A 22,837-nucleotide genomic window follows, 5' to 3' on the forward strand; every position below is an offset into this window, starting at 1 on the left:
GTAGGTTCGCCGAACCGCCCGCGCCGGACCGGACCCTGGGTCATAATCGGAACCCACTGCCGGACAAGCGCATCGGGGGATCGTGAGAACACGTCGTGCCGTGCTCCGGACGGCCGCGCTCGCGCCGCTGCTGGTGGCCTGCTCACCGGATGTGCTACTCGGTGACGGCGCGGTGGTGCGGATCGCGGTGGCCTGGAGCGGACCGGAACTGACGGCCTTCCGGTCGGTGCTCGACGCCGCCGCCCTGCCGGAACCGGTCGAGGTGGTGCCGCTGGGCGACGAGATCGGCACCGCGCTCACCGCGCGCGGCCGGTCGGCCCCGGATATCGTCATGCTGCCCCAGGCCGGACAGTTGCGGGACCTGGTCACCGCCGGGCGGCTGCGGGAGGTGCCGGCGGAGCTGTGGGCGGGCCCGGACGGGCCGCGTTACGCCGAGCAGTGGCGGCAGCTGTGCCATTATCGGGACCGGCCCTACGGGGTGCCGTTCAAGGCGAGCGGTAAATCGCTGATCTGGTACGACCGGGACGGCTTCGCCGCGTCCGGGCTGGGTGATCCGGTCGGCTGGACTGTCGACGACTGGCTCGTGGGGGTGCGCGAAGCCGCCGGCACGTCCCGGCGGCTGCTCGCCCTGGGCGCCGCCGACGGCTGGATACTCACCGATCTCTTCGAGAACCTGTTGCTGGCCGCATCGCCGGCGGTGTATCGCGAGCTGGGTACCGGGGTGCGGACCTGGGATGTGCCGGCCGTGCACGAAACCTTCGTCCGGCTGGGCGGGCTGTGGGGTATCCGCGACGGGTTACCGGGCGGAGTGGGCACCGCACTGACCGAACAGTTCGCCGACGCGGTCCGCGATGTCTTCGAACACCGGCGAGCGCTGGCCGTGGCGGCGCCGGATTTCGCCGAGCCGGTCGTGCGGGATGCGTTGTGGCGGTCGGGCCGGACCGAAGAAGCGGCCGCGGTGGTGCCGTTTCCGAGCGTGCTGCCGGGGCGGGGAGAATCCGCGGATCATGGGCGGCGATGTGATGGTGCTGACCCGGTCGGCGGACCGCCGCGCGGACGCGGTGGTGGCCGCGCTGGCGGCCGCCGGGGCGTCGGTGCCGTGGATCGAGCAGGCCGGTGGGTTCCTCGGGCCCAACCTGCATACCCGCGCCCGGTATTCGCGCTGGTCGGCGCCCATCGCCGCGGAACTGACCGACTGGCCGGATTTCGATCTGTCCGATCGTATCGGCGCGGTCGGCGGCCGCGACGGATTATGGCGGGTACTCACCGAGTTCCTGATCACCGTCGGTGATAACGGGGGTGATGTCGGTGCCGCCGCCGACGCCGCCGTCGCGACCCTGGGACGTTTCGAAAGAGGTTGGCGATGAGCGCGGCGCCGGGATTCGAAGCACACCGCCTGCGACTGGAACTGCCGCTCGGGCCTATGCACGGGCCGCTGCAGTCCGGGCGGCCGCCGCAACGGGGCATCACCCTGATTGCCTGCCTACCGGCCGCATTGCTCCTGGCGTTGCTCCTGGTGCCGGCCGCCGGAACCGTCGTGCTGGCCGTGCGCACCCGGCTCTGGCCGGTGGTGCTCAGCGTGGTGGCGGTCGCCGTGTTCGTGGCCGCGGTGCAGGCGGCCCGCCGCAGTGCGAATCGGCGCCTCTGGGCGGTTCCGGCGCTGGTGGGAGCGGTATCGCTCGTCGCGCTGTACTCGTCGGACGAATCGTATGCGCGCAGTCTGTACTGGATGGCGTTCGCGGCCGCGATGCTGGTCACGGCGATGCTACTGGCCTGGTGGACCCGGCGCAGCCGCGGGCTGTGGCTGCCGCTCATCGTGCCGTTCGGTATCTCGGCGATCGTGTCCGGGGTCGCGTTCCGCCTGATCTTCCAGTACACCGGCGCGCGGCTCGGTTTCGACGGCTTCCCGGGATATCGCACCTGGTTCGTGGTGATGCTCGGCTCGGCTTTTCTGTGGACCTGGCTCGGGTTCCTGGTCGGGGTGTTCCGGGCCGGTATCCGGGCCCTGGAACGTGACCCCGTGCGATGGACCAGGCTCCAGGAGAAGCCCGGGCTCACGCTGGTTTGGCGGCTGTTCGCCCTACAACGGCCGATAGTTCTGGTCGCCGGGCTCGTGGTGGGCGTCGCGGCGGCGCGAGTGTTCGATGTGGTGCTCATCGGCGTACCGGGCTCGGTCCAGTACCAGGTGGACAGCGCCACCGTGTCGTGGTGGCGGCTGGCCACCGACCCGGCCACCGCGGGCGAGGCCGCCGCTTATGCGCTGCCGCTGGCCGCACTGCTCGGGGTGGCGGCCTGGGCGCTGCAGACCGACCTCCGGGATCGGCGTGCCGGTTTTCCGCCCGCCGCGCATCCGGTCGACGAGATTCCGTCCGCGCCCACCGACCGAACTGTCGCCGATCGGGCCCGGGGGGTGCTGATCGGCGCGGTATCGGTGGCCGCGGTGATACCGCTGGTGGTACTCGTGGTGGTGGCGTTCCGCGGGCCCGACGGCTGGTCGGCGGCCGCGTTCGCCGATGTGTGGCGGGACCGGTGGCTGCTGCATTCGGTCGAGGCGACCTTCTGGGTGGCCCTGCTCGCGACGATCATCGTGGTGGCGGCCGCCGCGCCGCTGGCCTACCGTCTCGCGGTGGCTCCCGCCGGGTGGATGACCCGCACGATCATCACTGTGCTGGTGGTACTGGCGGTGTTGCCGGTCCAGGCGTATCTGGGTCCGCTGGACATTTTCATCGACGACAACGGACTCTCCGGGACCCGGGTGCCGCTCGTGCTCGTGCATGCCGCGGCCGGGGTGCCGATCGCGGTGCTGATCCTGCGCGGCGCGGTCGCGGCACCGCCCGGCAGCCCGGCCGCGGATGCGTTACACGGGCTCGCGGCCCCGGGCACCATCAGCCGCCGGCTGTTCGATTCGGCGGGCCCGGCCTTGGGGGCGGTGGCTGTACTCGAATTCGTCCAGGTCTGGAACGATTTCATCGTCGGCCTGCTGATCAGCGGTGCCGGCGCCTCACCCTGGTCGCTGCTGCTGTGGGGGGAGGCGCGGCAGTTCGGTGAGAATGCCGCCCAGCTGGCGGCCGGTTCGCTGATCGCGGGACTGCTGCCGGTGGCACTGGTGCTGGCGACGTGGCGCCGGTGGATCGTGCCCGGACTGACCGGCGGGGTACTGCGATGAGGGAACCCCTACCGCGGACCTCGGTCGTCTCGGGGGTGCTGAGCGGTCTGTCGGTGCTGGCCTCGGCTCTGCTGCTGGAACTGGGCCGCAATCTGGTCATGGACTCGTTCGGCGAGAGCGCCGAGTTACAGCTGGTGGCTTCCGGGCTGCGCTGGCTCGCGGTGCTGCTCGTCGTCCTGGCCCTGCTCTACACCGGATACCGGTTGACCGCCGAACGGCGGGCCCGGCGCCGGTTGCGCCGCCGCCGCGAGCTACTCGCGGGCCTGGACGGGCCGCCGCTCACCGGTCCGTGGGCCTCGGACCCCCTGCTGTCGTCACCGGGTGACGACGACGAGAACGAGGAACCCATCGCCGAGGCCACAGGCGAATACGGTGTCGGACCCGATGCCACCCTCGGCGTCCACCCGGTCGCGGCGGCACTGCGCGCACTACCGGTCGCCGAATACGACGCCGCCACCGTGCACGCGATTCTGACCGCGGTCGGAATGGAGTTGGCGCTCCTCCCGGCGGCCGCGAGCCCCTCGGCCGGGGCGCAGCCGAGCGCACCGGGCGAGCGATGGACCGCCACGGATCTGCTGACGCAACTGATCTCGGACAGGGTGCTGGTCTGCCACGAAACCCAGCGCTATCGGCTCGCCCGCTTTCCGGCGGAACCGGACCGGGCGACCGTGCTCACCGGGGCGATCTGGCAGGCAGCTCTTTTCGCGCTCCTGCGCCACAACGCCGACCGGGCCACCGGCTGGGCCCTCGGGGTCACCACGGTGCCGTTCGGACCGCCGGCCCGCCGCTGGTTCGCGGTGGAGGAGCCGCGCCTGCGCAAGCTGGTGCGTCGATGTTGCCTCGAGGATCGTGATCGTGCCGCGGCCATCCCTCCGGCCACGGCCGCCCAGTTGGTCCGTATCTGTGACGCTCTCGATACCTGGTATGCCGTCCGTCCGGCCCCCGTCCGCAGAACACGATCGTTGGCAACGGCCCTGGTGAGCCTCGGACCGGAGGTACTGAGTGGCCACCACCGGGCGCTGGAGCTGCGCGCCGGGCCCGCTGGGGTACCACCGTGGCGATGGCGCCCGTGGTGGCGCCGGGCCACCGGGATCGGTGCCCGTGCCGAACACACCGCCGGTCTGACGCGGCTCGAATCGGCGGAAACCCCCGCGGCGCTGGCTGCCGCCGTCGATCGGTTACGGGCGGCCTGGTGGCGTCTGCCGCGCGAAGACCTGGCGAACCAGGTGCGGGTGCTGACCGACCTCGCCGTGGCGCATATTCTTCAGGGCCGCCTCGACGCCGCCCAGGATCGGCTGGAGCTGGCGGCATTGCGCGCCCGCGACGACGAGAACGCCGACGGCTGGGCCCGGGTACACGAGATCGCGGGCGCGGTGGCCTGGGCGCGCGGTGAACCGCGCGGCGCCCTGCGCTGCTGGCGCCGCGCCCTGACCGTCTATCGAGAGCTGGCCGACAACAGCGGTATCGGACGCTGTCTGCAGCACCTCGGTGCCGCGGTGCTCATCGCGCCCGAGCACGGCGATCTGGTCCTGGACGGCGAACCGGCGCACGACGTCGCCGCGGTGCGGCGTCACGCGCACAGCTGGCTGGCCGAGGCCGGGCGGCGCAATACCCGCGCGGCCCATGTGACCTACTACCTCGGCGCGGCCGCGTCGCTCCGCGGCACGACCGAACCGCCGGACTTCGAACGCTGGCCGTCGGAGGTACACGAGGCGGCGGATCAGCCCTGATCCGCCGCCGGTACGGACAGGACGCGGTAGGAGCTGCACAACATCCGATCGACAATCCGCATGCGCAGGACCCCTCAGTTGTCCGGCGGCGATTCCGCGGTGGTGCGGTAACGACGTGCCTGCGCGGGATCCCAGGTCACGGGAATCGTACCCAGGCCACACTCGGCTATCGGTCAGCAACCATCTTGGGCGTGGTGTCGCCGCCCGGCGTTCGGTCCAGGGCGGTGACCGGTTCCGCCACCGCCGGTTTCCACCGCTGATCGATCACCAGGCCCAGCAGTCCGGCGGCGATGCAGGCGATCGAGACCACTACCATCACCGGATGGGTGCCCCCGGCCAGCGCGTCGGCCAGGATGACGGTGGCGGCGGTGCCGGGCAGGATCCCGATGGCCGTCGCGCCCAGATAGGGCCAGAAACGGATCGAGGACAGAGCGCAGCAGTAGTTGACCACCGAGAACGGTGCGAAGGCGATCAATCGGAGCGCGCCCACGGCGAGCCAGCCCCGCCGATGCAGGCGTTCGTCCACGATCCGCACGGTGGGATGGTGCAGGTACACGCCCACCCGGTCGTGTCCGTAGGCGCGCGCCAGGAGGAAGGCGGCCGCGGCGCTGAGTACCGTGGCGCCCACAGCCACCGCGAGCCCGACCATGGGACCGAACAACAGACCCGAGGCCACCGTGAACACGGTGCGCGGGACCGGGGCGATGGTGATCAGCGTATGTGCCACGAAGAACAGCACCGGGAAGTAGGGGCCGGCCTCCCCGGCCCACTGCTGGATCTGCGCGGGACTCGGCAGAGGGGTCAGCAGTGCCGCCGCGCAGACGAGCGCGGCGCAGCACAGGAGCAGGACCAGCCGCCGGTCGCGGAGCATTCGGGACACCGGGCGAGGTTACCGGTCGGTCCGTGGCGGCCCGCCGAGCGGTGCGGGAGCGATCGATCGGGCCGGCGCGTTCGTCGGGCGGTGGCCGGACCGCCTATCGGCGCGAGCGTCGGCGGGCCGTAGCGGGCGGGGATACGGGAGGCGCCCTGTCGCAGGAGGTCGACTTCGTGGTCCGCGGCGCCGCGCAGACTCCGACAGGGGATCGGGACGGCGCTGTGCCCGCCGTCCTCCGGAGGGGCCTGCCGCGTGGACCGGGCCCCGGGCGCCGGTGAACAGGCGCGACGAGGTCCGCCGCCACCAGGTTACTCGCTGGTAGTGGTGGCCACGGACGATGCCGTACGGGCATCCCGCTAGCATCGGAGGAGCGGGCTGAATGCCCGTTAACCAACGTATTCGCTGAGCTGGGCGGATGCCAAGGTACCCGTGCACACCTGTGGTGCGCTTGTACTGGAACGACAATGAGGGAACAGGGTATGCCGATTGCTGCAGAGCCCGCGGCCGGAGCTGATCCGTCCTCGTCCGCGGTGCCCGAATATCCCGCCTGGCGCAAGGGTGTGGCGGGGGTGCTGGCCAAGACCCGCAAGGTCGACGCGGCCGAACTCGGTGCGGAACCCGAAAAGCTACTGAACCAGTCGACCTACGACGGGCTGAATATCGCGCCGCTGTACACGCGCCGAGACGAACTGCCCGAGCAGCCGCTGCCCGGCGCCTATCCGTTCGTCCGTGGCGGCGACGCCACCCGCGATGTCCACCGCGGCTGGTTCGTCAGTGCCCGGATCGGCGCCGCCGATGCCGCGTCCGCCAACCGGGAGATCACCGGCGGGCTGGAGAACGGCCTGAGCGCTGTGGAACTCGGGGTCGGCGCGCACGGTGTGCCGGTGACCGATATCGCCGCCGCGCTCGACGGCCTGCTCTTCGAGCTGGCGCCGCTGGCTCTGCACGCCGGGGGCGGGACCGCGGCGGCGGCCGCGGCGGTCTACGAGGTGCTCGACCGATACTCGGCGCCCGATCGTGCCGCCATCCGGGTATCCCTCGGGGCGTCGCCTCTCACCAGCGCGTTCGCCGGAACCGAGGATATCGGGCTCGCCGAGACCGCGGCCCTGGCCGTCGCTGCCGGGCAGCGGCCCGAAACCGTCCGGGCGCTCACCGTGGACGGCACCGTCTTCCACGATGCCGGCGCCTCCGACGCCCAGGAACTGGGCGCGGCCGTCGCCGCCGGACTCGAATACCTGCGCGCACTGGCCGGGGAGATGCCGGTCCCCGCAGCACTGCGGCAGTTGGAGTTCCGGTTCGCCGCCACCGACGACCAGTTCGCCACGATCGCCAAGTTCCGGGCCGCACGGCGCCTGTGGGCGCGGGTCGCCCACGCGCTGGGCGCGCCGTCGGCGGGCGCGGCCCCACAGCACGGAGTGACCTCGGCGGCCATGATGAGCCGACGCGACCCCTGGGTGAACCTGCTGCGTACCACCCTCGCCGCCTTCGGTGCCGGGGTGGGCGGCGCCGATACCGTCACCGTGCTGCCGTTCGATTCCGCGCTGCCCACCGGTGAACTCGGGGTCTCGGCGTCGTTCTCCGAACGGATGGCCCGCAACACCCAGCTGCTGCTGCTCGAGGAATCCCATCTCGGACACGTCCAGGACCCCGGGGCGGGCTCCTGGTACGTCGAGCGCTACACCGACGAACTCGCCACCGCCGCATGGGCGTTCATGCAGGAACTGGAAGCCGCCGGCGGCTACCGGGCCGCGCTGGACGCGGGTCTGGTGGCCACCCGGATCGCCGAGACGTACGCCCGCCGGGAAAGCGATATCGCCCATCGCCGTACCGCCGTGACCGGAGTGAACGAATTCCCGAATCTCGCCGAGGCGCCGCTGTCGGAGGCCGCTCGTACGGCCGGCCCCGGCCGGCGGTACGGCGCCGCTTTCGACGCGCTGCGGGATCGTTCCGATGCCTACCTCGCGACACACGGCCGCCGGCCGCAGGCGCTGCTGGTGCCGTTGGGTACGGTGGCCGAGCACAATGCGCGGGTCACCTTCATCGCCAATCTGCTGGCATCCGGTGGAATCGAATCCGTCAACCCCGGCCCGCTCGCCGAGAGCGATATCGCCGCGGCGGCGAAGGAATCCGGAGCCTCGATCGCGGTGCTCTGCGGTACCGACGCGCGCTACGGCACCGATGCGGCCGGCGCGGTGGCACAACTGCGTGGCGCCGGAGTCGGGACCGTACTGCTGGCCGGCGCGGAGAAGGTCGTGGCCGGTATCGAGTCGGCCCGGCGTCCGGACGGGTTCCTGGCGGCCCGGATCGACGCGGTCGCCGCCCTGACCGCCCTGCTGGAGAAGGTGGGAGCCTGATGACGACACAGCGAATCGAGCAGGAGATCGGCAGTTTCGCCGACGTACCGCTCACCGAGCCGGGTTTCACGCCCGACCCGGCCGGCCGGAGCGCGCGTGACTCCTTCGTGCAGGAGGCGGCCGCGGCGAACAACTACGCTCCCGAGCAGCTGGTGTGGTCGACCCCGGAGGGGATCGATGTCCCGCCGGTGTTCACCAAGGCCGATCGTGATGCCGTCGCCGAAGCCGGGTTCCCGCTCGACAGCGTGCCCGGTGTGGCGCCCTTCGTACGCGGGCCGTACCCGACGATGTACGTGAACCAGCCGTGGACGATCCGCCAGTACGCGGGATTCTCGACGGCCGCGGATTCCAATGCCTTCTACCGCCGTAATCTGCAGGCGGGGCAGAAGGGTCTGTCGGTGGCGTTCGACCTGGCCACCCACCGTGGCTACGACTCCGACCATCCTCGGGTGCAGGGTGATGTCGGCATGGCCGGTGTCGCTATCGACTCCATCCTGGACATGCGCCAGCTGTTCGACCAGATCCCCCTCGATCAGGTCAGCGTATCGATGACCATGAACGGCGCGGTGCTGCCGATTCTGGCGCTGTACGTCGTGGCCGCCGAAGAGCAGGGCGTGGCGCCCGAGCAGCTGGCCGGAACCATTCAGAACGATATTCTGAAAGAGTTCATGGTCCGCAACACCTACATCTATCCGCCCAAGCCCTCGATGCGGATCATCTCCGATATCTTCGCCTACACCAGCGCGAAGATGCCGAAATTCAACTCCATCTCGATTTCCGGCTATCACATCCAGGAAGCCGGGGCGACCGCCGATCTCGAACTCGCCTACACCCTCGCCGACGGCGTGGAGTATCTACGGGCCGGGATCGACGCGGGGATGGAGATCGACAAGTTCGCGCCGCGGCTGTCGTTCTTCTGGGCCATCGGCATGAACTTCTTCATGGAGGTCGCCAAACTCCGGGCGGGCCGGTTGCTGTGGAGCGAACTGGTCGCGAAGTTCGATCCGAAGAACCCGAAATCGCTGTCGCTGCGGACCCATTCGCAGACGTCGGGCTGGTCGCTGACCGCGCAGGACGCCTACAACAATGTGGCCCGCACCTGTATCGAGGCCATGGCCGCGACCCAGGGGCATACCCAGTCGCTGCACACCAACGCGCTCGACGAGGCGCTCGCGCTGCCGACCGATTTCTCGGCCCGCATCGCGCGCAACACCCAGTTGCTGATCCAGCAGGAGTCCAACACCACGCGACCGATCGACCCGTGGGGCGGTTCCTATTATGTCGAATGGCTGACCCATCAGCTCGCCGATCGGGCCCGGGCGCATATCGCGGAGGTGGAGGCGCACGGTGGAATGGCCCAGGCCATCGGCGAGGGCATTCCCAAGCTGCGCATCGAGGAAGCCGCGGCCCGGACCCAGGCGCGGATCGATACCGGTCAGCAGCCGGTGATCGGCGTGAACAAATACCAGGTCGCCGAGGATCACGAGGTCGAGGTCCTCAAGGTCGAGAACTCGCGGGTGCGCGCCGAGCAGATCGAGAAGCTGCGGCAGTTGCGAGCCGACCGTGATCAGGACGCGGTGGACCGGGCGCTGGGTGAGCTGGGCCGGGCCGCCGCCGCGTCCGAGGGCGGGATGGAGAACAACCTGCTGGCCCTGGCCATCGACGCGGCGCGCGCGAAGGCGACCGTCGGTGAGATCTCCGACGCGCTGGAGAAGGTCTACGGCCGGCATCAGGCCGAGATCCGTACCCTGTCCGGTGTGTATCGCGACGAAGCCGGCAAGGACACCTTCATCACCACCGCCGGGGATCTGGTGGACGAGTTCGCCGAGGCCGAAGGGCGACGTCCGCGCATCCTGGTCGCGAAGATGGGCCAGGACGGGCACGACCGCGGCCAGAAGGTGATCGCCACGGCCTTCGCCGATCTCGGGTTCGACGTCGATGTGGGCCCGCTGTTCCAGACCCCCGAAGAGGTGGCCCGCCAGGCGGCGGACAACGACGTGCACGTCGTCGGTGTATCCTCGTTGGCCGCCGGTCACCTCACGCTGGTGCCCGCCCTGCGGCAGGCGCTGGCCGATGTCGGCAGACCCGATATCATGGTCATCGTCGGCGGGGTCATCCCGCCCGGTGACTTCGACGAGCTGTACGAGGCGGGCGCGGCGGCGATCTTCCCGCCGGGCACCGTGATCGCCGACGCGGCGATCGATCTGCTGCGCAAGCTCGGTGCCGCGCTCGGGCACGAACTCGGTTCCGGCGAGAGTGGATCCGGGGTCGAAAGCCAGGGATGAGCACACGTGTCGTCGACGTGGAAGCCCGCGCGCAGGCGGTCCGCTCCGGTGACCGGGCCGCCCTCGCGCGGGCGATCACCCTGGTGGAGTCCACCCGGGCCGACCATCGGGACCAGGCGCAGCAGCTGCTGCTGCAATTGACCCCGGAAACCGGTGCGGCACTGTCGAACCGGGTGGGGATCACCGGGGTGCCCGGGGTCGGGAAGTCGACTTTCATCGACGCCCTCGGTATGCAGCTGATCGGAGAGGGGCACCGGGTCGCCGTACTGGCGGTGGACCCGTCGTCCACCCGGACCGGCGGTTCGATCCTCGGTGACAAGACCCGGATGGCACGGCTGTCGGTGGAGGAGAACGCCTTCATCCGCCCGTCGCCGACGGCGGGCACACTCGGCGGAGTGGCGAAGGCGACCCGCGAGACGATCGTGCTGCTCGAGGCGGCCGGTTACGACGTCATCCTGGTCGAAACCGTCGGGGTGGGGCAGTCCGAGGTGACCGTGGCGAACATGGTCGATGTCTTCTGCTTCCTCACCCTCGCGCGTACCGGCGATCAGTTGCAGGGCATCAAGAAGGGTGTCCTGGAACTGGCCGATCTGGTCGCGGTGAACAAGGCCGACGGTAAACACGAGATCGAGGCGAAATCGGCGGCCCGGGAACTGTCCGGGGCGCTGCGGCTGATCCATCCGCACAATCCGCTGTGGCGGCCGCCGGTACTGACCATGAGCGGTCTGGAAGGGGTCGGGCTGGAGAAGTTCTGGCAGACCGTGCTTGAACACCGCCGGGTGCTCACCGATGCGGGTGAATTCGCCGAGAAGCGCCGTCGTCAGCAGGTCGACTGGACCTGGACCATGGTGCACGACCAGTTGCTCCGCCGCCTGGCCGACAATCCGAAGGTGAAGTCGCTGCGCGGTGAAGTGGAGCGTGAGGTCCGAGACGGAACCCTGACCGCGGCGCTGGCCGCGCAGAAACTCCTGGACGCGTTCGACGGATAAAAAGTTTCCGCCTTGGAAATCTTTCTATTTCGGAAATTATATGTACCCTGGGGGCATGAACGATGCCGAACCCGGGTTACGGGAGCGCAAGAAACGGGAGACGCGGCTCGCACTGAGTCTCGCCACCATCCGGCTGTCGATCGAGAAGGGCTGGGACGCGACCACCGTCGAGGAGATCGCGGCCGCGGTCGGTGTCTCCGATCGCACCTTCCGCAACTATTTCGGCAGCAAGGCCGAAGCCGTGGCCTCGCGGCACCTGGACCGGATGTACGAGATCGCCCGGCTGCTGGGCGAGCGTCCCGTGGCGGAGCCGCTCTGGACCGCGATCACCGCCGCGGTCCTGCACGGGTTCGAGGTGGGCGAGGGTGATACCCAGGCGAACGGGACGGGCGATACCCGCTGGGCCGAGGGCGTAGGGGAGATCCTGTCCCAGCCCGCGGTACGCGGTGCCGTGCTGGAGGCCGACGCACTCGCCCAGCGGGAACTGGCCGCGGCCGTCGCCGGACGGGTCGGCGTGGATCCGGACCAGGACCTGTACCCGAAGCTGGTCGCCGCGGTGGTGGGTACAGCCTGCGTGGTGGCCACCGAGCACTCCCGGAGCGCCCCGCCGCCCCAATCACTCGCCGTCGCGTTGCGCGCGGCGCTGACCCAGGTGGCCGCCGGGCTGCCTGTACCGAATGCCGGGAGCTGAGATGCGCTACGACGTGATCATCGCGGGGGCGGGCCCGGTCGGCTTGCTGCTGGCCTGCGAACTGGGCCGGGCCGGAATCCGGCCGCTCGTCATCGAACGCGCCGCCGAGGCCGATACCGAACCCCGGGCCAACGGCCTGGTGGGCCAGGTGGTGCCGCTGATGGATCGGCGCGGGCTGTACGAGCGGCTCAGCGGCACATCCGGTCCACCCCGGCCCAATGACCGGTACTTCATGTTCGGCGGGCTGGCCCTCGATCTGAGTCTGCTCGACGACGGGCCGATCTACACCCTGCCCATCCCGCAACGAGAACTTGTCGCGGCGCTGAGCGGATACGCCGCCGAACTCGGTATCGAGGTCCGCCGCGGCGCCGCGATCGTGGGCGTCGAGAGCGACGGCGACGGGGTCGCGGTGGAGATCTCGGGTCCGGACGGCTCGGCCCCTCTTCGTAGCCGCTATCTGGTGGGCGCCGACGGCGCCCACAGCATCGTCCGCAAACAGCGCGGGATCGCTTTCCCCGGAATCGGCTACGACCGCACGACCGCCCGCACGGTTCACGCCTCGATCCCCGCCGAATGGGTGGACCCGGCTTCCGGCGAGCTGCGGGTACCCGGGTACGGCCCGGTCCGGCCGTTCCTGTCACTACGTACCGAACACGGCGGTTTCACCTACGCCCCGTTCGCCGGCCGGCCGCCCATGCTGTCCACTGTCGAATGGGACGAACCCCCGACCGACGAACCGATGACGCTGGCGGAGATGCGGGCGAGTATCACCCGGGTCCTCGGTGCCGACATCCCGCTCGGCGAGCCCGTCGGACCGGGCCCGCATCTACTGCGGCGGCTGCGCGGCGGGCACACCCGGGTGGCCGAACGGTTCCGTGACGGACCGGTCTTCCTGGCCGGTGACGCGGCGCACGTGTACACCGGCGGTGGCGGGCCGGGACTGAACGTGGGACTGGCGGACGCGGTGGAACTCGGCTGGAAACTGGCCGCCGAGCTCGACGGCTGGGCACCGGCCGGTCTGCTCGACAGCTACGACCGGGAACGCCGGCAGGTGGCCACCCGGACCGAACTGGCCGCCCGGGCCCAATCGGCGCTGCTCGCGCCGGGCGGGGACACCACCGCCCTGCGTACGGTATTCGCCGAACTGCTCACCGACGAATCCGCGGTCGCCCGGGTGGCCGCGATGATCGCCGGGACGGATATCCGCTACGACATGGGTGTCGCGGACCCGCATCCACTGGTCGGCTACAGCGCCCCGGACCTCACGCTGCGCGTCGACGGCGGTGTGGTGCGCCTGGCCGAACTGATCCGGCAATCCCGCCCGCTGCTCTTGGATCTCGGCGCCGACCAGGCATGGTCCGCGGCGCTCACCGGCCTGCCGAGCCGGATCGGCGTGGTGTGCGCCCGCACCGAGGACACCACGGCCGCCGCACTGCTGCTGCGACCCGACGGCCGGGTGGCCTGGGCCACCGATTCCGCGCCCGATCCCGCGCAGATCGCCGAATGCCGTGCCGCGCTGGCGCGCTGGGCCGGGCCGGACCGGTCCGGGGTTCCGGTGCGAATCGCCGAAAAGGCAACGGATCCGGCGTAGTTCCGGGTCAGCGGTGGGAGCGGTATCGCCGATGAGTTCTCCCGGTCCAGCTCGTCTACCCCACGAGTGCACCACCTGAGCGCCTCTGCAATGCCGTGCTCGGGACCGAGAGCGTATCCCGCCGACGAAAAGAGAACCTGGAATGGCCACGCCTATCCACCCGATGCTCCGGTTCGAAACGATCATCGGCCGGTGGAAGACGTCCGGTGTCGTCCTCGATGAGCAAGGTCGGCAGACAGTGAAAATCGAGGGCACAGACGAATACGAGTGGATGACCGGAGGCCGATGGATCCTGCACCGCGTCGACGTAATGATGGGTGGCGAGCACATTCAGGCACTCGAACTGATCGGCGACCACGACCCGGAGGCCGACACCTACGCGATGCGGGCCTTCGACGCCTCCGGTTCGTACAGCACTATGACGGCACGCCCGAACGCCGACGGGTCCTGGCTCTTCGATGGAGAAGGAATGCGCAGCACCCTCCGGCCATCCGAAGACGGATCGTCGATGTCCGCGCTGTGGGAACGTGACCCCGGCACCGGCATATGGATCCCATGGATGCGCATGGACTTCTCCGCCATCGAATGATCCGCATACGGGCCGCCACCACACCGGAAACCTGTTCTTCGCCCGACCTGGAGTTGGGCAGGCCCGTCGGGCCGGCCGCCGATCCTCGCCTGCACGTGAGGCGGCGGGGCGGGATGGTTCGGGCAGCCGGTAGGACGCCGCCGCGCCCGGCGGCAACTCGATTGCCGACCGGGGCGCGGTCGCGGGTTGCGGCCCGTCGCATGACCGCCGTCAGTCGAGGCCGAACCGGCCCGCGGCGGTGCGGTAGCAGACGCGGCGCAACCAGTCGTCGCCCAGGTCGAGCCGTTCCAGAGCTTGGACGGCATGCCGGTACGGGTACGGGATATTCGGGAAGTCGCTGCCGAACATGATCCGGTCGCCGTGCCCGAGCAAACGATGCCGGTCGGCCGCCGGGAACGGGATATCGGCCTCGGCGAAATCGGTGAACGCCATGGTGGTGTCCAGGCACACCTCGGAATACCGGTCCGCCAGGTCCAGGAAATCCCGATACTCGGGCATTCCCATATGCGCCACGATCAACGGCAGGCGCGGGAACCGGCGCAGGACGTCGGCGACCGGTCCGGGGCCGGTGAACGCGCCGGGCGCCGGACCGGAGCCGCAGTGGATGACGGTGGGGACACCGGCGTCCTCGAGCAGGCCCCAGACCGGTTCCAGCAGGGGGTCACGGGGATCGTAGGCGCCGACCTGGATATGGGCTTTGAAGACCCGGGCGCCCCGCTCCACCGCGGCCGCCACGTATTCCGCGGCACTCGGCTCGGGATAGAAGGTGGCGGTGTGCAGGCACTCCGGGACTTCGGCGGCGAATTTCGCGGTCCACTCGTTCAGCCATGCCGCCATGTCCGGACGGTGCGGGTACACCAGGGCGGTGAACGCGCGGATCCCGAAGCGGCGCAGCATGTCCAGCCGGACCGATTCGTCGGCGCGATAGGTGATCGGCCAGGGACGCCCGGTGAGCGGACCGGCATCGTCGAAATATGCCCACACCTTGCGCAGCACCCGGTGTGGCATGAAATGGGTGTGCACATCGATTATTCCGGGCAATCCGAGCCGTTGCCGGAACTCCACGAGGTACTCCTCGTCGGCCGGGACCTCGGTTACTCCGGAGGTGTTCACGTTCGTTCCTCTCGGTGGGGTCGGGGCAGGGGTGGTGGCACGTCATCGCGCCCGGCCGACCGGATCCCCGGGGTACAGGGTGCGGGCGTGATCGCCGATACGGGCGATCATCCGGTCGAAGAACCGTACGGGGTCGGTGCCGACGACGATATCGGCGTTGGGCGGCCGCCCCCACATACCGGCCCAGTCGGCAATGGTGGCGCCCCGCGTGAGGGTGCCCGTCAGTTCGACGTCCACGGTGGCGGGCCGGGTGCGGGCCAGCGCCGGATCCAAAGTGACCGCGGCCGCGAACGGGTCGTGCATATGGGCGAGGTAGCCGAGGTTGTATCCGTGGTGGAAATCGAAGTAGAAGCGCACCGCGTCGGTGAGGTAGCGGATGATCGGATTGCTCGCCGCCGAACGCGCCGTGGGCGGGTCGGCGGGCGATACCGTCTCGAGCGGAAAGCTACCGGCCCGCTCGGCCAGCCGGATCAGGTGGGCGGGCCGCATCTCGATGGTTTCGGTGATGTCGAGGGCGCAGATCAGCGGACGGCGGTCCGGTGGGGCGGCGGAGAAGGCGTCGAAGACGATCTTGGCGGCCTCGGGGTCGACGTGGATGTTCCACTCGTTGGTCGGTGTGGTGTTGCCGGGGTGGGAGAACGCCCCGCCCATGATCACGAGCCGGCGCAGTAGCCGCGGGAGTTCGGGTTCCTCGCGGAGCGCAAGGGCGAGGTTGGTGAGCGGCCCGGTACACAGCCCGGTCAGTTCACCGGGATGACGCCGCACCAGATCCACCCACATTCTTGCCGCGCTGCGTTCGGAGATACGCCGGCTCGGGGCGGGGAGTTCGGCGTATCCGACGCCGTGCGGTCCGTGGGTGTCCTCGGTGGTGCGCAGGGGGGTCTCGAGCGGTTCGGCGGCCCCGAGGGTCACCTCGATCTCCGGGGCCCGGGCAAGTTCGAGCCAGGCCAGATTGTTGATCGCGACCTGGGCCGCGGGCACATTGCCGGCGGTTGAGGCGATCCCCATGATCTCGGTGTCCGGGCCGGCGAGCAGATAGAGCAGGGCGAGGGAATCGTCCACGCCGGTGTCCACGTCCAGGATGATCCGCTGCCGCACCCCATGACCCTATCGGGAGGTGCGGCAGCGGATCCGGAGCGGGTCGTGTCACAGTGACGCATTTTGGTCGGTGTGCCGAAAATACGTCGCGGGGTGGACGACTCCTGATCAGTCGCGAGTGGGCCAGTAGGTGTCGGTGGCGGGCCGGCGGGTGAGGGCCGCGCTGCCGCTCACCTCGGTGAGGCCCAAGTGGAAAAGCATGCCCACGGTGAGCAGGCTGACACCGACGATCAGCGGGGTCAGCAGCTGTGCGGCGCCGGCGCCGGAGGGTGTCATATGGTGCTGTTCGCCCAGGTGCATGGCGTACATACCGGTGTAGTGCATACCGGCCACGGCGACGCCCATCGCCAGGGCGGCGCCCACGGTGGCGAGGGTTCCCCGCACATTGAGGGTGAACCAGAGCGCGGCCGTCGCGGCGATCACCGCGATCACCATGGACAACGCCACCGTCGACCCTTCGTAACCGATCTCGACGTCGGTCTTCATGGCATACATACCGGCGTAGTGCATCGCACCCACGCCGATCCCGGTGACCACGCCGCCGACCAGCAGGCTCTGGCCGCCCAGCCGCCGCTGTCGGGCCAGGCACAGTCCCAGCCAGACCACGACCATGGCGATCGCGGCGCTGACCAGGGTGACGGGTACGTCGTATCGGATGGCGGCGCCGTTGATCCGGAAACCCAGCATGGCGATGAAATGCATGACCCAGATGCCCGTGCCGCCGAGGGCCACCGATGCCGCGATGAGCCAGCCGTCGAACGGTGACCTGCTGCGTACGCGGCTCATACACCGTAGTGCGAGCAACGATCCGGTGAACGACATGACGTACGCGACCACGGGGGTGAGCCAGCCATGGCTGAAGTGGTCGATCTCCACCGGTGGACCTCCTCGCTGGGTGGAAGCCCGCCCCCGCAACAGCGGAACGCGAGCATTCCAAATTGTTGAACGTGCAGGAGGTGAATTTAGAGGGGTTGTGTCATAAAAAACAAGGGCCGCAAAGATGACATAGGCGCACCTGTGACACGGAATCTGCGCGACAGTGTGCGCGGAGTCGCGCTATGACGTGGAGCACACTACAAGATGTGCGGCTATCGATTCCGGCAATCGTCCGGCACGTCGTTTCCGGTACCCGATGCCGCCCAACTCATCCGGGTGCCGAATTCTTCGGTGCGGCCGTCACATCGGTCCGTAACCCGGTCGGCGCGGGTGAAGCGCTTCGGGCGGGTGTGCTTCGGCGGCCGGATCGAGTTTCCGGTTGGGCTGTGTGTCACCGGCCCTCGGCGTAGGCTTCGGACAACTCGAAGGAGACCCATGCCTGGCACATCCAGCCGTCCCACCGCCGTCGAACACGATCTGCCCGAGGCCTATCTGGCCGAATTCGCCGAAATCCGCAGTGCCGAACGCGCCGAGGCCGCCCGCCGCAGTGCCGTCGCGGCCCGGATCGTGGCCGGCCACGCCACCGATGCCGCCGACTGCCGCAATCTGCTGGCCATGCTCGGTCTCGACGCGGAGGCGGGCAAACTCGCCGGCGTCCAGCCCTGACCGATGAATTCCGGCCCCGGGTGGGCGGGGCCGGACCGGCACGTACGCTCGGGGTATGCCCGAAACGGCGCTGCTCACCCCGCCGCACCCGGATTCCTGGTCCGCTGCCCTCGACGATCTCGTCGAGCTGATCGGCGACCGGCCCACGGTCGTGCTCACCGGCGCGGGGATCTCCACCGACAGTGGAATCCCCGATTACCGTGGACCCGACGCCCCGCCGCGGACGCCGATGACCTACCAGCAGTTCGTCGGCGACCCGGTGTTCCGGCAGCGCTATTGGGCGCGAAATCACGTGGGCTGGCGGTACATGGACGCCGCCCGCCCCAATGTCGGCCACCGGGCCCTGGCCGAATTGGAGCGCCGGGGCCCGGTCACCGGTGTGATCACCCAGAACGTCGATCTGCTGCACACCAAGGCGGGTAGCCGCCGGGTGATCGACCTGCACGGCAGCTATGCCCAGGTGCGCTGTCTGGGTTGCGGGGCGCGTATTTCCCGGATGGCGCTGGCCGAGCAGTTGGAACAGGCCAATCCGGGTTTCGCCGCGGCCTCGGTGACCGGCCACGAGGTGGCTCCCGACGCGGATGCCGTGGTCGAGGACACCAGTGGTTTCCGCATGGTGGATTGCGCGCGGTGCGGCGGGATGTGGAAGCCCGATATCGTGTACTTCGGGGAGAACGTGCCGCCGGAACGGGTCGTGGCCGCCTACGCAATGGTGGACGCGGCGGAGGTAATCGTGGTGGCCGGGTCCAGCTTGACCGTGTTGTCGGGCCGCCGGTTCGTGCACCGGGTCGCCCGCAACGGCGGCACGGTGGTGATCGTGAACCGCGGCGCCACCCGCAGCGACGGTCTCGCCGACCGGCGGCTGGATGCCGGATGCTCACCGTTACTGGTCGGATTGGCCGAGAGGTACCGCGCCCGTAGCGCGCGTCCCGTCGCCGGCCCCGCCGGAGCCGCGTAGGCTGCCCGGCTATGCGCAGCACAGTCATCGCGGTGCACACCGGCCGCAGCGAAGTGGTCCACGACATCACCCCGCAGTGCCGGGCGTTCGCGAACGACGCCGGCGGCGACGGTCTTCTGCACATCTTCGTACCGCACGCCACCGCCGGAATCGCCATCCTGGAACTGGGCTCGCACAGCGACGAGGATCTGCTGGCCGCCCTGCGTGACCTACTCCCGGCCGACGACCGGTGGCGGCACGCGCACGGGTCGCCCGGGCACGGCCGCTCCCACGTGATGCCCACGCTCATCGCCCCGTACGCGACCGTTCCGGTCCTGAGTGGTGAACCGGCGCTGGGCACCTGGCAGTCCATAGCGCTGGTGGATATCAATATCGACAATCCGGATCGTGAGGTGCGGTTGTCGTTCCTGACCTCCGGGGGGTGAACGCGCCCGCCGGGGTAACGTCGGCGGGTATGAGCAGTCTCGGAGTCGCCATCATCGGGTACGGGCTGGCCGGGGCGGTGTTCCATGCCCCACTCGTCGCCGCCGAACCCCGGCTCCGGCTGGCCGCGGTGGTGACCGGTTCGGCGCAGCGGGCGGAGCAGGCGCGACAGGAGTACCCCGGGGTACGCGTACTGCCCGACACCGACAGTCTTTTCGCCGATATGTCCGGCATCGACCTGGTTGTGGTCGCCGCACCCAATCGCGTACACGCCGAACTGGCCCGGCGGGCGCTCGCGGCCGGCGCGGCGGTGGTGGTCGACAAACCGTTCGCGGTGACCGCCGCGGAAGCCGAAGATCTGCTGCACTACGCCCGCGGCGCCGGGCGGGTACTGACCGTATTCCAGAACCGGCGTTGGGACGGCGATTTCCGGACGGTGCGCCGCCTGGTGGCCGAGGACATGCTGGGCCCGGTGCGCCGTTTCGAATCCCGGTTCGAGCGCTGGCGTCCGGTGCCCAAGGGCGGCTGGCGCGAACTGGGCGGCCCCGCCGATGCCGCCGGGATCCTGTACGACCTGGGCAGCCACCTGGTCGACCAAGCGCTCACTCTGTTCGGCCCGGCCGCGAGCGTCTACTGCGAACTGGCCCGTCGCCGCTCCGGGGTGAGCACCGACGACGACATGTTCCTCGCCCTGACCCATACCGGCGGGGTGCGTTCCCACCTGTGGGCGAGCGCCGTGGCCCCACTGCTCGGTCCCCGGTTCCGGGTACTCGGGGACCGGGCGGGCTACGAAGTGCACGGACTGGACCCGCAGGAGGCGGCCCTGCGTGCCGGGCGTCGGCCGGGTGACGGGACGCCGTGGGCCGAGGTCGGCGAAGCGGACTCCGGTCTGCTCGGCGCCGGCGACGACCCGGCGCCGTACCCCACCCTGCCCGGCGACTACCCCGCCTTCTACGCGGCCACCGCCGCCGCCGTTCTGGACGGTGCGCCCGTACCGGTCGACCCGACCGACGCCCTGGCGGGCCTGCGGGTTCTCGAGGCGGCCCGCGAATCGGCGGCGAAAGGCGGGGTTGTCTCCCTGGAAGGCGCCTCCGGGTCGGCGAACCCGGGGCGCTGGTGACCCGGACTGCGGTTGGGAGAGATCTATTCGAATTCTCTCAATACACCTTCTGTCCAGTGTCTCAAAGAGCGATGATGGTGCCATGGCCGCACCGAACCCCGTCGCACCCGATACCGCCGTCCGGAACCTGCTGCGCACCTGCCCGCTGTGCGAGGCCGCCTGCGGCCTGGAGTTGACCGTCGACTCGCGGGATCGGGTGACCGGTGCGCGCGGAGACGAACTGGACCCGTTCAGCAAGGGTTTTCTGTGCCCCAAGGGGGCCAGTTTCGGGCAGCTCGACGGCGACCCCGATCGCCTCACCGAACCCATGGTCCGCGACCGAGTCACCGGCTCGTGGCGGACCGTGGGCTGGGCCGAGGCATTCGATCTGATCGCGGCGCGGATCCCGGCGATCCGGGCCGAGTACGGCGCTCAGGCGATCGCGCTGTATCTGGGCAATCCCAATGCGCATACCGTCGCCGGAACCCTGTACGCGCCGGCGCTGATCCAGGCCCTGGGGACGAAGAACGTGTTCTCCGCCAGCACCGCCGACCAGATGCCCAAACAGGTGGCCTGCGGGCTGATGTTCGGGGATCCACTCGCCGTGCCGGTCCCGGATCTGGATCGCACCGATTACGTGCTGATGCTGGGTGCCAACCCCCTGGAGTCGAACGGTTCACTGTGCACCGCGCCGGACTTTCCCGGCCGGCTACGAGCGCTCCGGGCGCGGGGCGGCCGCCTGGTCGTGGTGGACCCCCGCCGGACCCGCACAGCCGCCCGCGCCGACGAGCACCTCTTCGTCCGGCCGGGCACCGACGCCTATCTGCTGTTCGGGATCGTGCACACCCTCTTCGCCGAGGGGCTTACCGAGGTCGGTGTCGCGGTCACGGGCCTGGACGAATTGCGGGCCGCGGCCGCGGCATTCGATCCGGAGACCGTGGCCGCGCGTACCGGAGTGACCGCCGCGACCGTGCGCCGGCTCGCACGTGAGCTCGCGGCCGCGCCGACCGCGGTGGTGTACGCCCGGATCGGTACCTGCACCGCCGAATTCGGCACGGTCACCCAATGGCTGGTGGACGTGATCAACGTGCTCACCGGCAATCTCGACACTCCCGGCGGCGCCATGTTCGCGACGGCGGCGGTCCGCGGGATCGTGCGCACCAAACCGTTCCGGCCGGGCCGCTGGCGTAGCCGCGTGCGCGCCCTGCCGGAGTCCATGGGTGAGCTGCCGGTGGCCACGCTGATCGACGAGATCACCACGCCCGGTGACGGGCAGGTGCGGGCGCTGATCACCGCGGCCGGGAATCCGGTGCTGTCGGCGCCCGGTGGTGCCCGGCTCGACGCCGCGTTCGCCGGGCTGGACTTCATGGTGAGCCTGGACTGCTACCTCAACGAGACCACCCGGCACGCCGATGTGATCCTGCCGCCGCCGCGTCCGGTGCAGTCCCCGCACTACGATTTCGCGCTGCTGCAGTTCGCGGTCCGCAACTACGCCCGGTTCTCGCCTCCGCTGGTGCCGCTGGGGGGCCGACCGTCGGAGGCCGCGGTCTATGTCCGGCTGGCGGCGGCGGTGAGCGGGCGACCGCACAACCCGGCCGCGGACTACGATCCGCTGGCCGCGTTCGACGAGTTGGTCATCGGCACGACACTGTGGCAGGCCGGTCTCGCGGAGCGACGGCACGAACTCGCCGGGACCACCGGTACCGAACAGCGTCTGGACCTGATGCTGCGGCTGGGACCCTACGGTGAATGGAACGGCGGGCACCTGAATCTGCGTACCCTCCTCGAGAATCCGCACGGTCTGGATCTCGGCCCGCTGCGTTCCCGGCTGCCCGAAATTCTGCGCACCGCCTCGGGGGCGGTGGAGCTGGCGCCGGCGGCCCTGCTGGCCGATCTCGACCGCCTGCGCGCCGGATTCGCGGCCGCGCCGGCGGAGATGGTGCTCATCGGACGCCGGCATCTGCGCTCCAACAATAGCTGGATGCACAATGCGCCCCGTTTGGTGGGCGGGACGAATCGCTGTACCCTGCAGATCCATCCCGACGATATCGCCCGGCTCGGACTCGGCGAGCAGGCGCTGGTGAAATCCGCGGTCGGGTCGCTCACGATACCGGTCGAGCCCACCGATTCGATCATGCCGGGAGTGGTGAGCCTGCCGCACGGCTGGGGGCATGCGACGAGCTCTCAGCAGGTGGCGCGGCAGCACGCCGGTGTCAATGTCAATGTGCTGACCGATGATTCGGTGCTGGATATCCCGTCCGGTAATGCCGTGTTCAACGGCGTCCCGGTGTCGGTGACCCCTGCCTGATCCGGATCGCCCGCGGTCGCGAATCGA

At 69.9% G+C, this 22,837-nt stretch carries 18 protein-coding genes; 14 read left to right on the plus strand and 4 right to left on the minus strand.

Features of this window, described 5'->3' with window-relative positions; translation table 11 throughout:
• Positions 1-82 precede the first annotated feature (82 nt).
• The 3 genes from NGR01S_RS01550 to NGR01S_RS01560 all read left to right on the plus strand — a co-directional run bounded on the left by NGR01S_RS01550 (position 83) and on the right by NGR01S_RS01560 (position 4,896).
• A complete protein-coding gene (locus NGR01S_RS01550) occupies positions 83-1,291 on the plus strand; it encodes an ABC transporter substrate-binding protein (RefSeq protein ID WP_157107071.1) in 1,209 nt (402 codons plus the stop codon).
• Between the two features lie 72 nt (positions 1,292-1,363).
• Entirely contained in the window at positions 1,364-3,166 is a 1,803-nt protein-coding gene (locus NGR01S_RS01555; protein ID WP_063034344.1) for an ABC transporter permease family protein, read from the plus strand.
• On the plus strand, positions 3,163-4,896 hold the full coding sequence (locus NGR01S_RS01560; protein ID WP_063034345.1) for a hypothetical protein: 1,734 nt from the start codon (positions 3,163-3,165) through the stop codon (positions 4,894-4,896). Before NGR01S_RS01555 ends, NGR01S_RS01560 begins: the two co-directional genes overlap by 4 nt.
• A gap of 166 nt (positions 4,897-5,062) precedes the next feature.
• Here NGR01S_RS01560 and NGR01S_RS01565 read toward each other — a convergent pair whose 3' ends face one another.
• Positions 5,063-5,776 (minus strand): TVP38/TMEM64 family protein, encoded by a 714-nt coding sequence (locus tag NGR01S_RS01565; protein WP_063034346.1) that lies wholly within the window; start codon positions 5,774-5,776, stop codon positions 5,063-5,065.
• Positions 5,777-6,249: 473 nt separating this feature from the next.
• Between NGR01S_RS01565 and NGR01S_RS01570 the strand changes: the two genes are divergently transcribed.
• From NGR01S_RS01570 to NGR01S_RS01595, 6 genes are all read left to right on the plus strand, one after another.
• Entirely contained in the window at positions 6,250-8,124 is a 1,875-nt protein-coding gene (locus NGR01S_RS01570; RefSeq protein WP_084480281.1) for a methylmalonyl-CoA mutase family protein, read from the plus strand.
• Positions 8,124-10,409 (plus strand): methylmalonyl-CoA mutase, encoded by a 2,286-nt coding sequence (gene scpA, locus NGR01S_RS01575; RefSeq protein WP_063034347.1) that lies wholly within the window; start codon positions 8,124-8,126, stop codon positions 10,407-10,409. The genes NGR01S_RS01570 and scpA overlap by 1 nt, the downstream gene beginning before the upstream one ends.
• Positions 10,406-11,398, plus strand: coding sequence for a methylmalonyl Co-A mutase-associated GTPase MeaB (gene meaB, locus NGR01S_RS01580; RefSeq protein WP_063034348.1), 993 nt, complete (start codon positions 10,406-10,408; stop codon positions 11,396-11,398). The genes scpA and meaB overlap by 4 nt, the downstream gene beginning before the upstream one ends.
• Positions 11,399-11,453: 55 nt before the next feature.
• A complete protein-coding gene (locus NGR01S_RS01585) occupies positions 11,454-12,089 on the plus strand; it encodes a TetR/AcrR family transcriptional regulator (protein ID WP_063034349.1) in 636 nt (211 codons plus the stop codon).
• Position 12,090: 1 nt separating this feature from the next.
• Positions 12,091-13,680, plus strand: coding sequence for an FAD-dependent monooxygenase (locus tag NGR01S_RS01590; protein WP_084480282.1), 1,590 nt, complete (start codon positions 12,091-12,093; stop codon positions 13,678-13,680).
• Between the two features lie 142 nt (positions 13,681-13,822).
• Positions 13,823-14,269: a DUF1579 family protein gene (locus tag NGR01S_RS01595; RefSeq protein WP_063034350.1), complete on the plus strand. Its 447-nt coding sequence runs from the start codon at positions 13,823-13,825 to the stop codon at positions 14,267-14,269.
• Positions 14,270-14,479: 210 nt separating this feature from the next.
• Here the strand turns inward: NGR01S_RS01595 and NGR01S_RS01600 are convergent, their stop codons facing one another.
• The 3 genes from NGR01S_RS01600 to NGR01S_RS01610 all read right to left on the minus strand — a co-directional run bounded on the left by NGR01S_RS01600 (position 14,480) and on the right by NGR01S_RS01610 (position 17,356).
• Positions 14,480-15,382 carry an amidohydrolase family protein gene (locus NGR01S_RS01600; protein ID WP_063034351.1) on the minus strand — a complete coding sequence of 301 codons (903 nt, stop codon included), beginning with the start codon at positions 15,380-15,382 and terminating at the stop codon, positions 14,480-14,482.
• Positions 15,383-15,424: 42 nt separating this feature from the next.
• Positions 15,425-16,480 carry a nucleoside hydrolase gene (locus NGR01S_RS01605; protein WP_063034352.1) on the minus strand — a complete coding sequence of 352 codons (1,056 nt, stop codon included), beginning with the start codon at positions 16,478-16,480 and terminating at the stop codon, positions 15,425-15,427.
• A 108-nt stretch (positions 16,481-16,588) separates the two neighbouring features.
• Positions 16,589-17,356: an MHYT domain-containing protein gene (locus NGR01S_RS01610; protein ID WP_245664382.1), complete on the minus strand. Its 768-nt coding sequence runs from the start codon at positions 17,354-17,356 to the stop codon at positions 16,589-16,591.
• A 435-nt stretch (positions 17,357-17,791) separates the two neighbouring features.
• Between NGR01S_RS01610 and NGR01S_RS01615 the strand changes: the two genes are divergently transcribed.
• The 5 genes from NGR01S_RS01615 to NGR01S_RS01635 all read left to right on the plus strand — a co-directional run bounded on the left by NGR01S_RS01615 (position 17,792) and on the right by NGR01S_RS01635 (position 22,810).
• On the plus strand, positions 17,792-18,022 hold the full coding sequence (locus NGR01S_RS01615) for a hypothetical protein (protein WP_063034353.1): 231 nt from the start codon (positions 17,792-17,794) through the stop codon (positions 18,020-18,022).
• 55 nt (positions 18,023-18,077) lie between these two features.
• Positions 18,078-18,980: a Sir2 family NAD-dependent protein deacetylase gene (locus NGR01S_RS01620; RefSeq protein WP_063034354.1), complete on the plus strand. Its 903-nt coding sequence runs from the start codon at positions 18,078-18,080 to the stop codon at positions 18,978-18,980.
• Positions 18,981-18,991: 11 nt separating this feature from the next.
• Positions 18,992-19,405: a secondary thiamine-phosphate synthase enzyme YjbQ gene (locus NGR01S_RS01625; RefSeq protein WP_063034355.1), complete on the plus strand. Its 414-nt coding sequence runs from the start codon at positions 18,992-18,994 to the stop codon at positions 19,403-19,405.
• 29 nt (positions 19,406-19,434) lie between these two features.
• Entirely contained in the window at positions 19,435-20,523 is a 1,089-nt protein-coding gene (locus NGR01S_RS01630; RefSeq protein WP_063034356.1) for a Gfo/Idh/MocA family oxidoreductase, read from the plus strand.
• An 82-nt stretch (positions 20,524-20,605) separates the two neighbouring features.
• The gene (locus tag NGR01S_RS01635) at positions 20,606-22,810 is read left to right on the plus strand and encodes a molybdopterin oxidoreductase family protein (protein WP_063034357.1); all 2,205 of its coding nucleotides are present in this window, start codon (positions 20,606-20,608) and stop codon (positions 22,808-22,810) included.
• Positions 22,811-22,837 lie beyond the last annotated feature (27 nt).

The organism is Nocardia grenadensis NBRC 108939 (assembly GCF_001613445.1).
GTDB classification, from domain to species: domain Bacteria; phylum Actinomycetota; class Actinomycetes; order Mycobacteriales; family Mycobacteriaceae; genus Nocardia; species Nocardia grenadensis.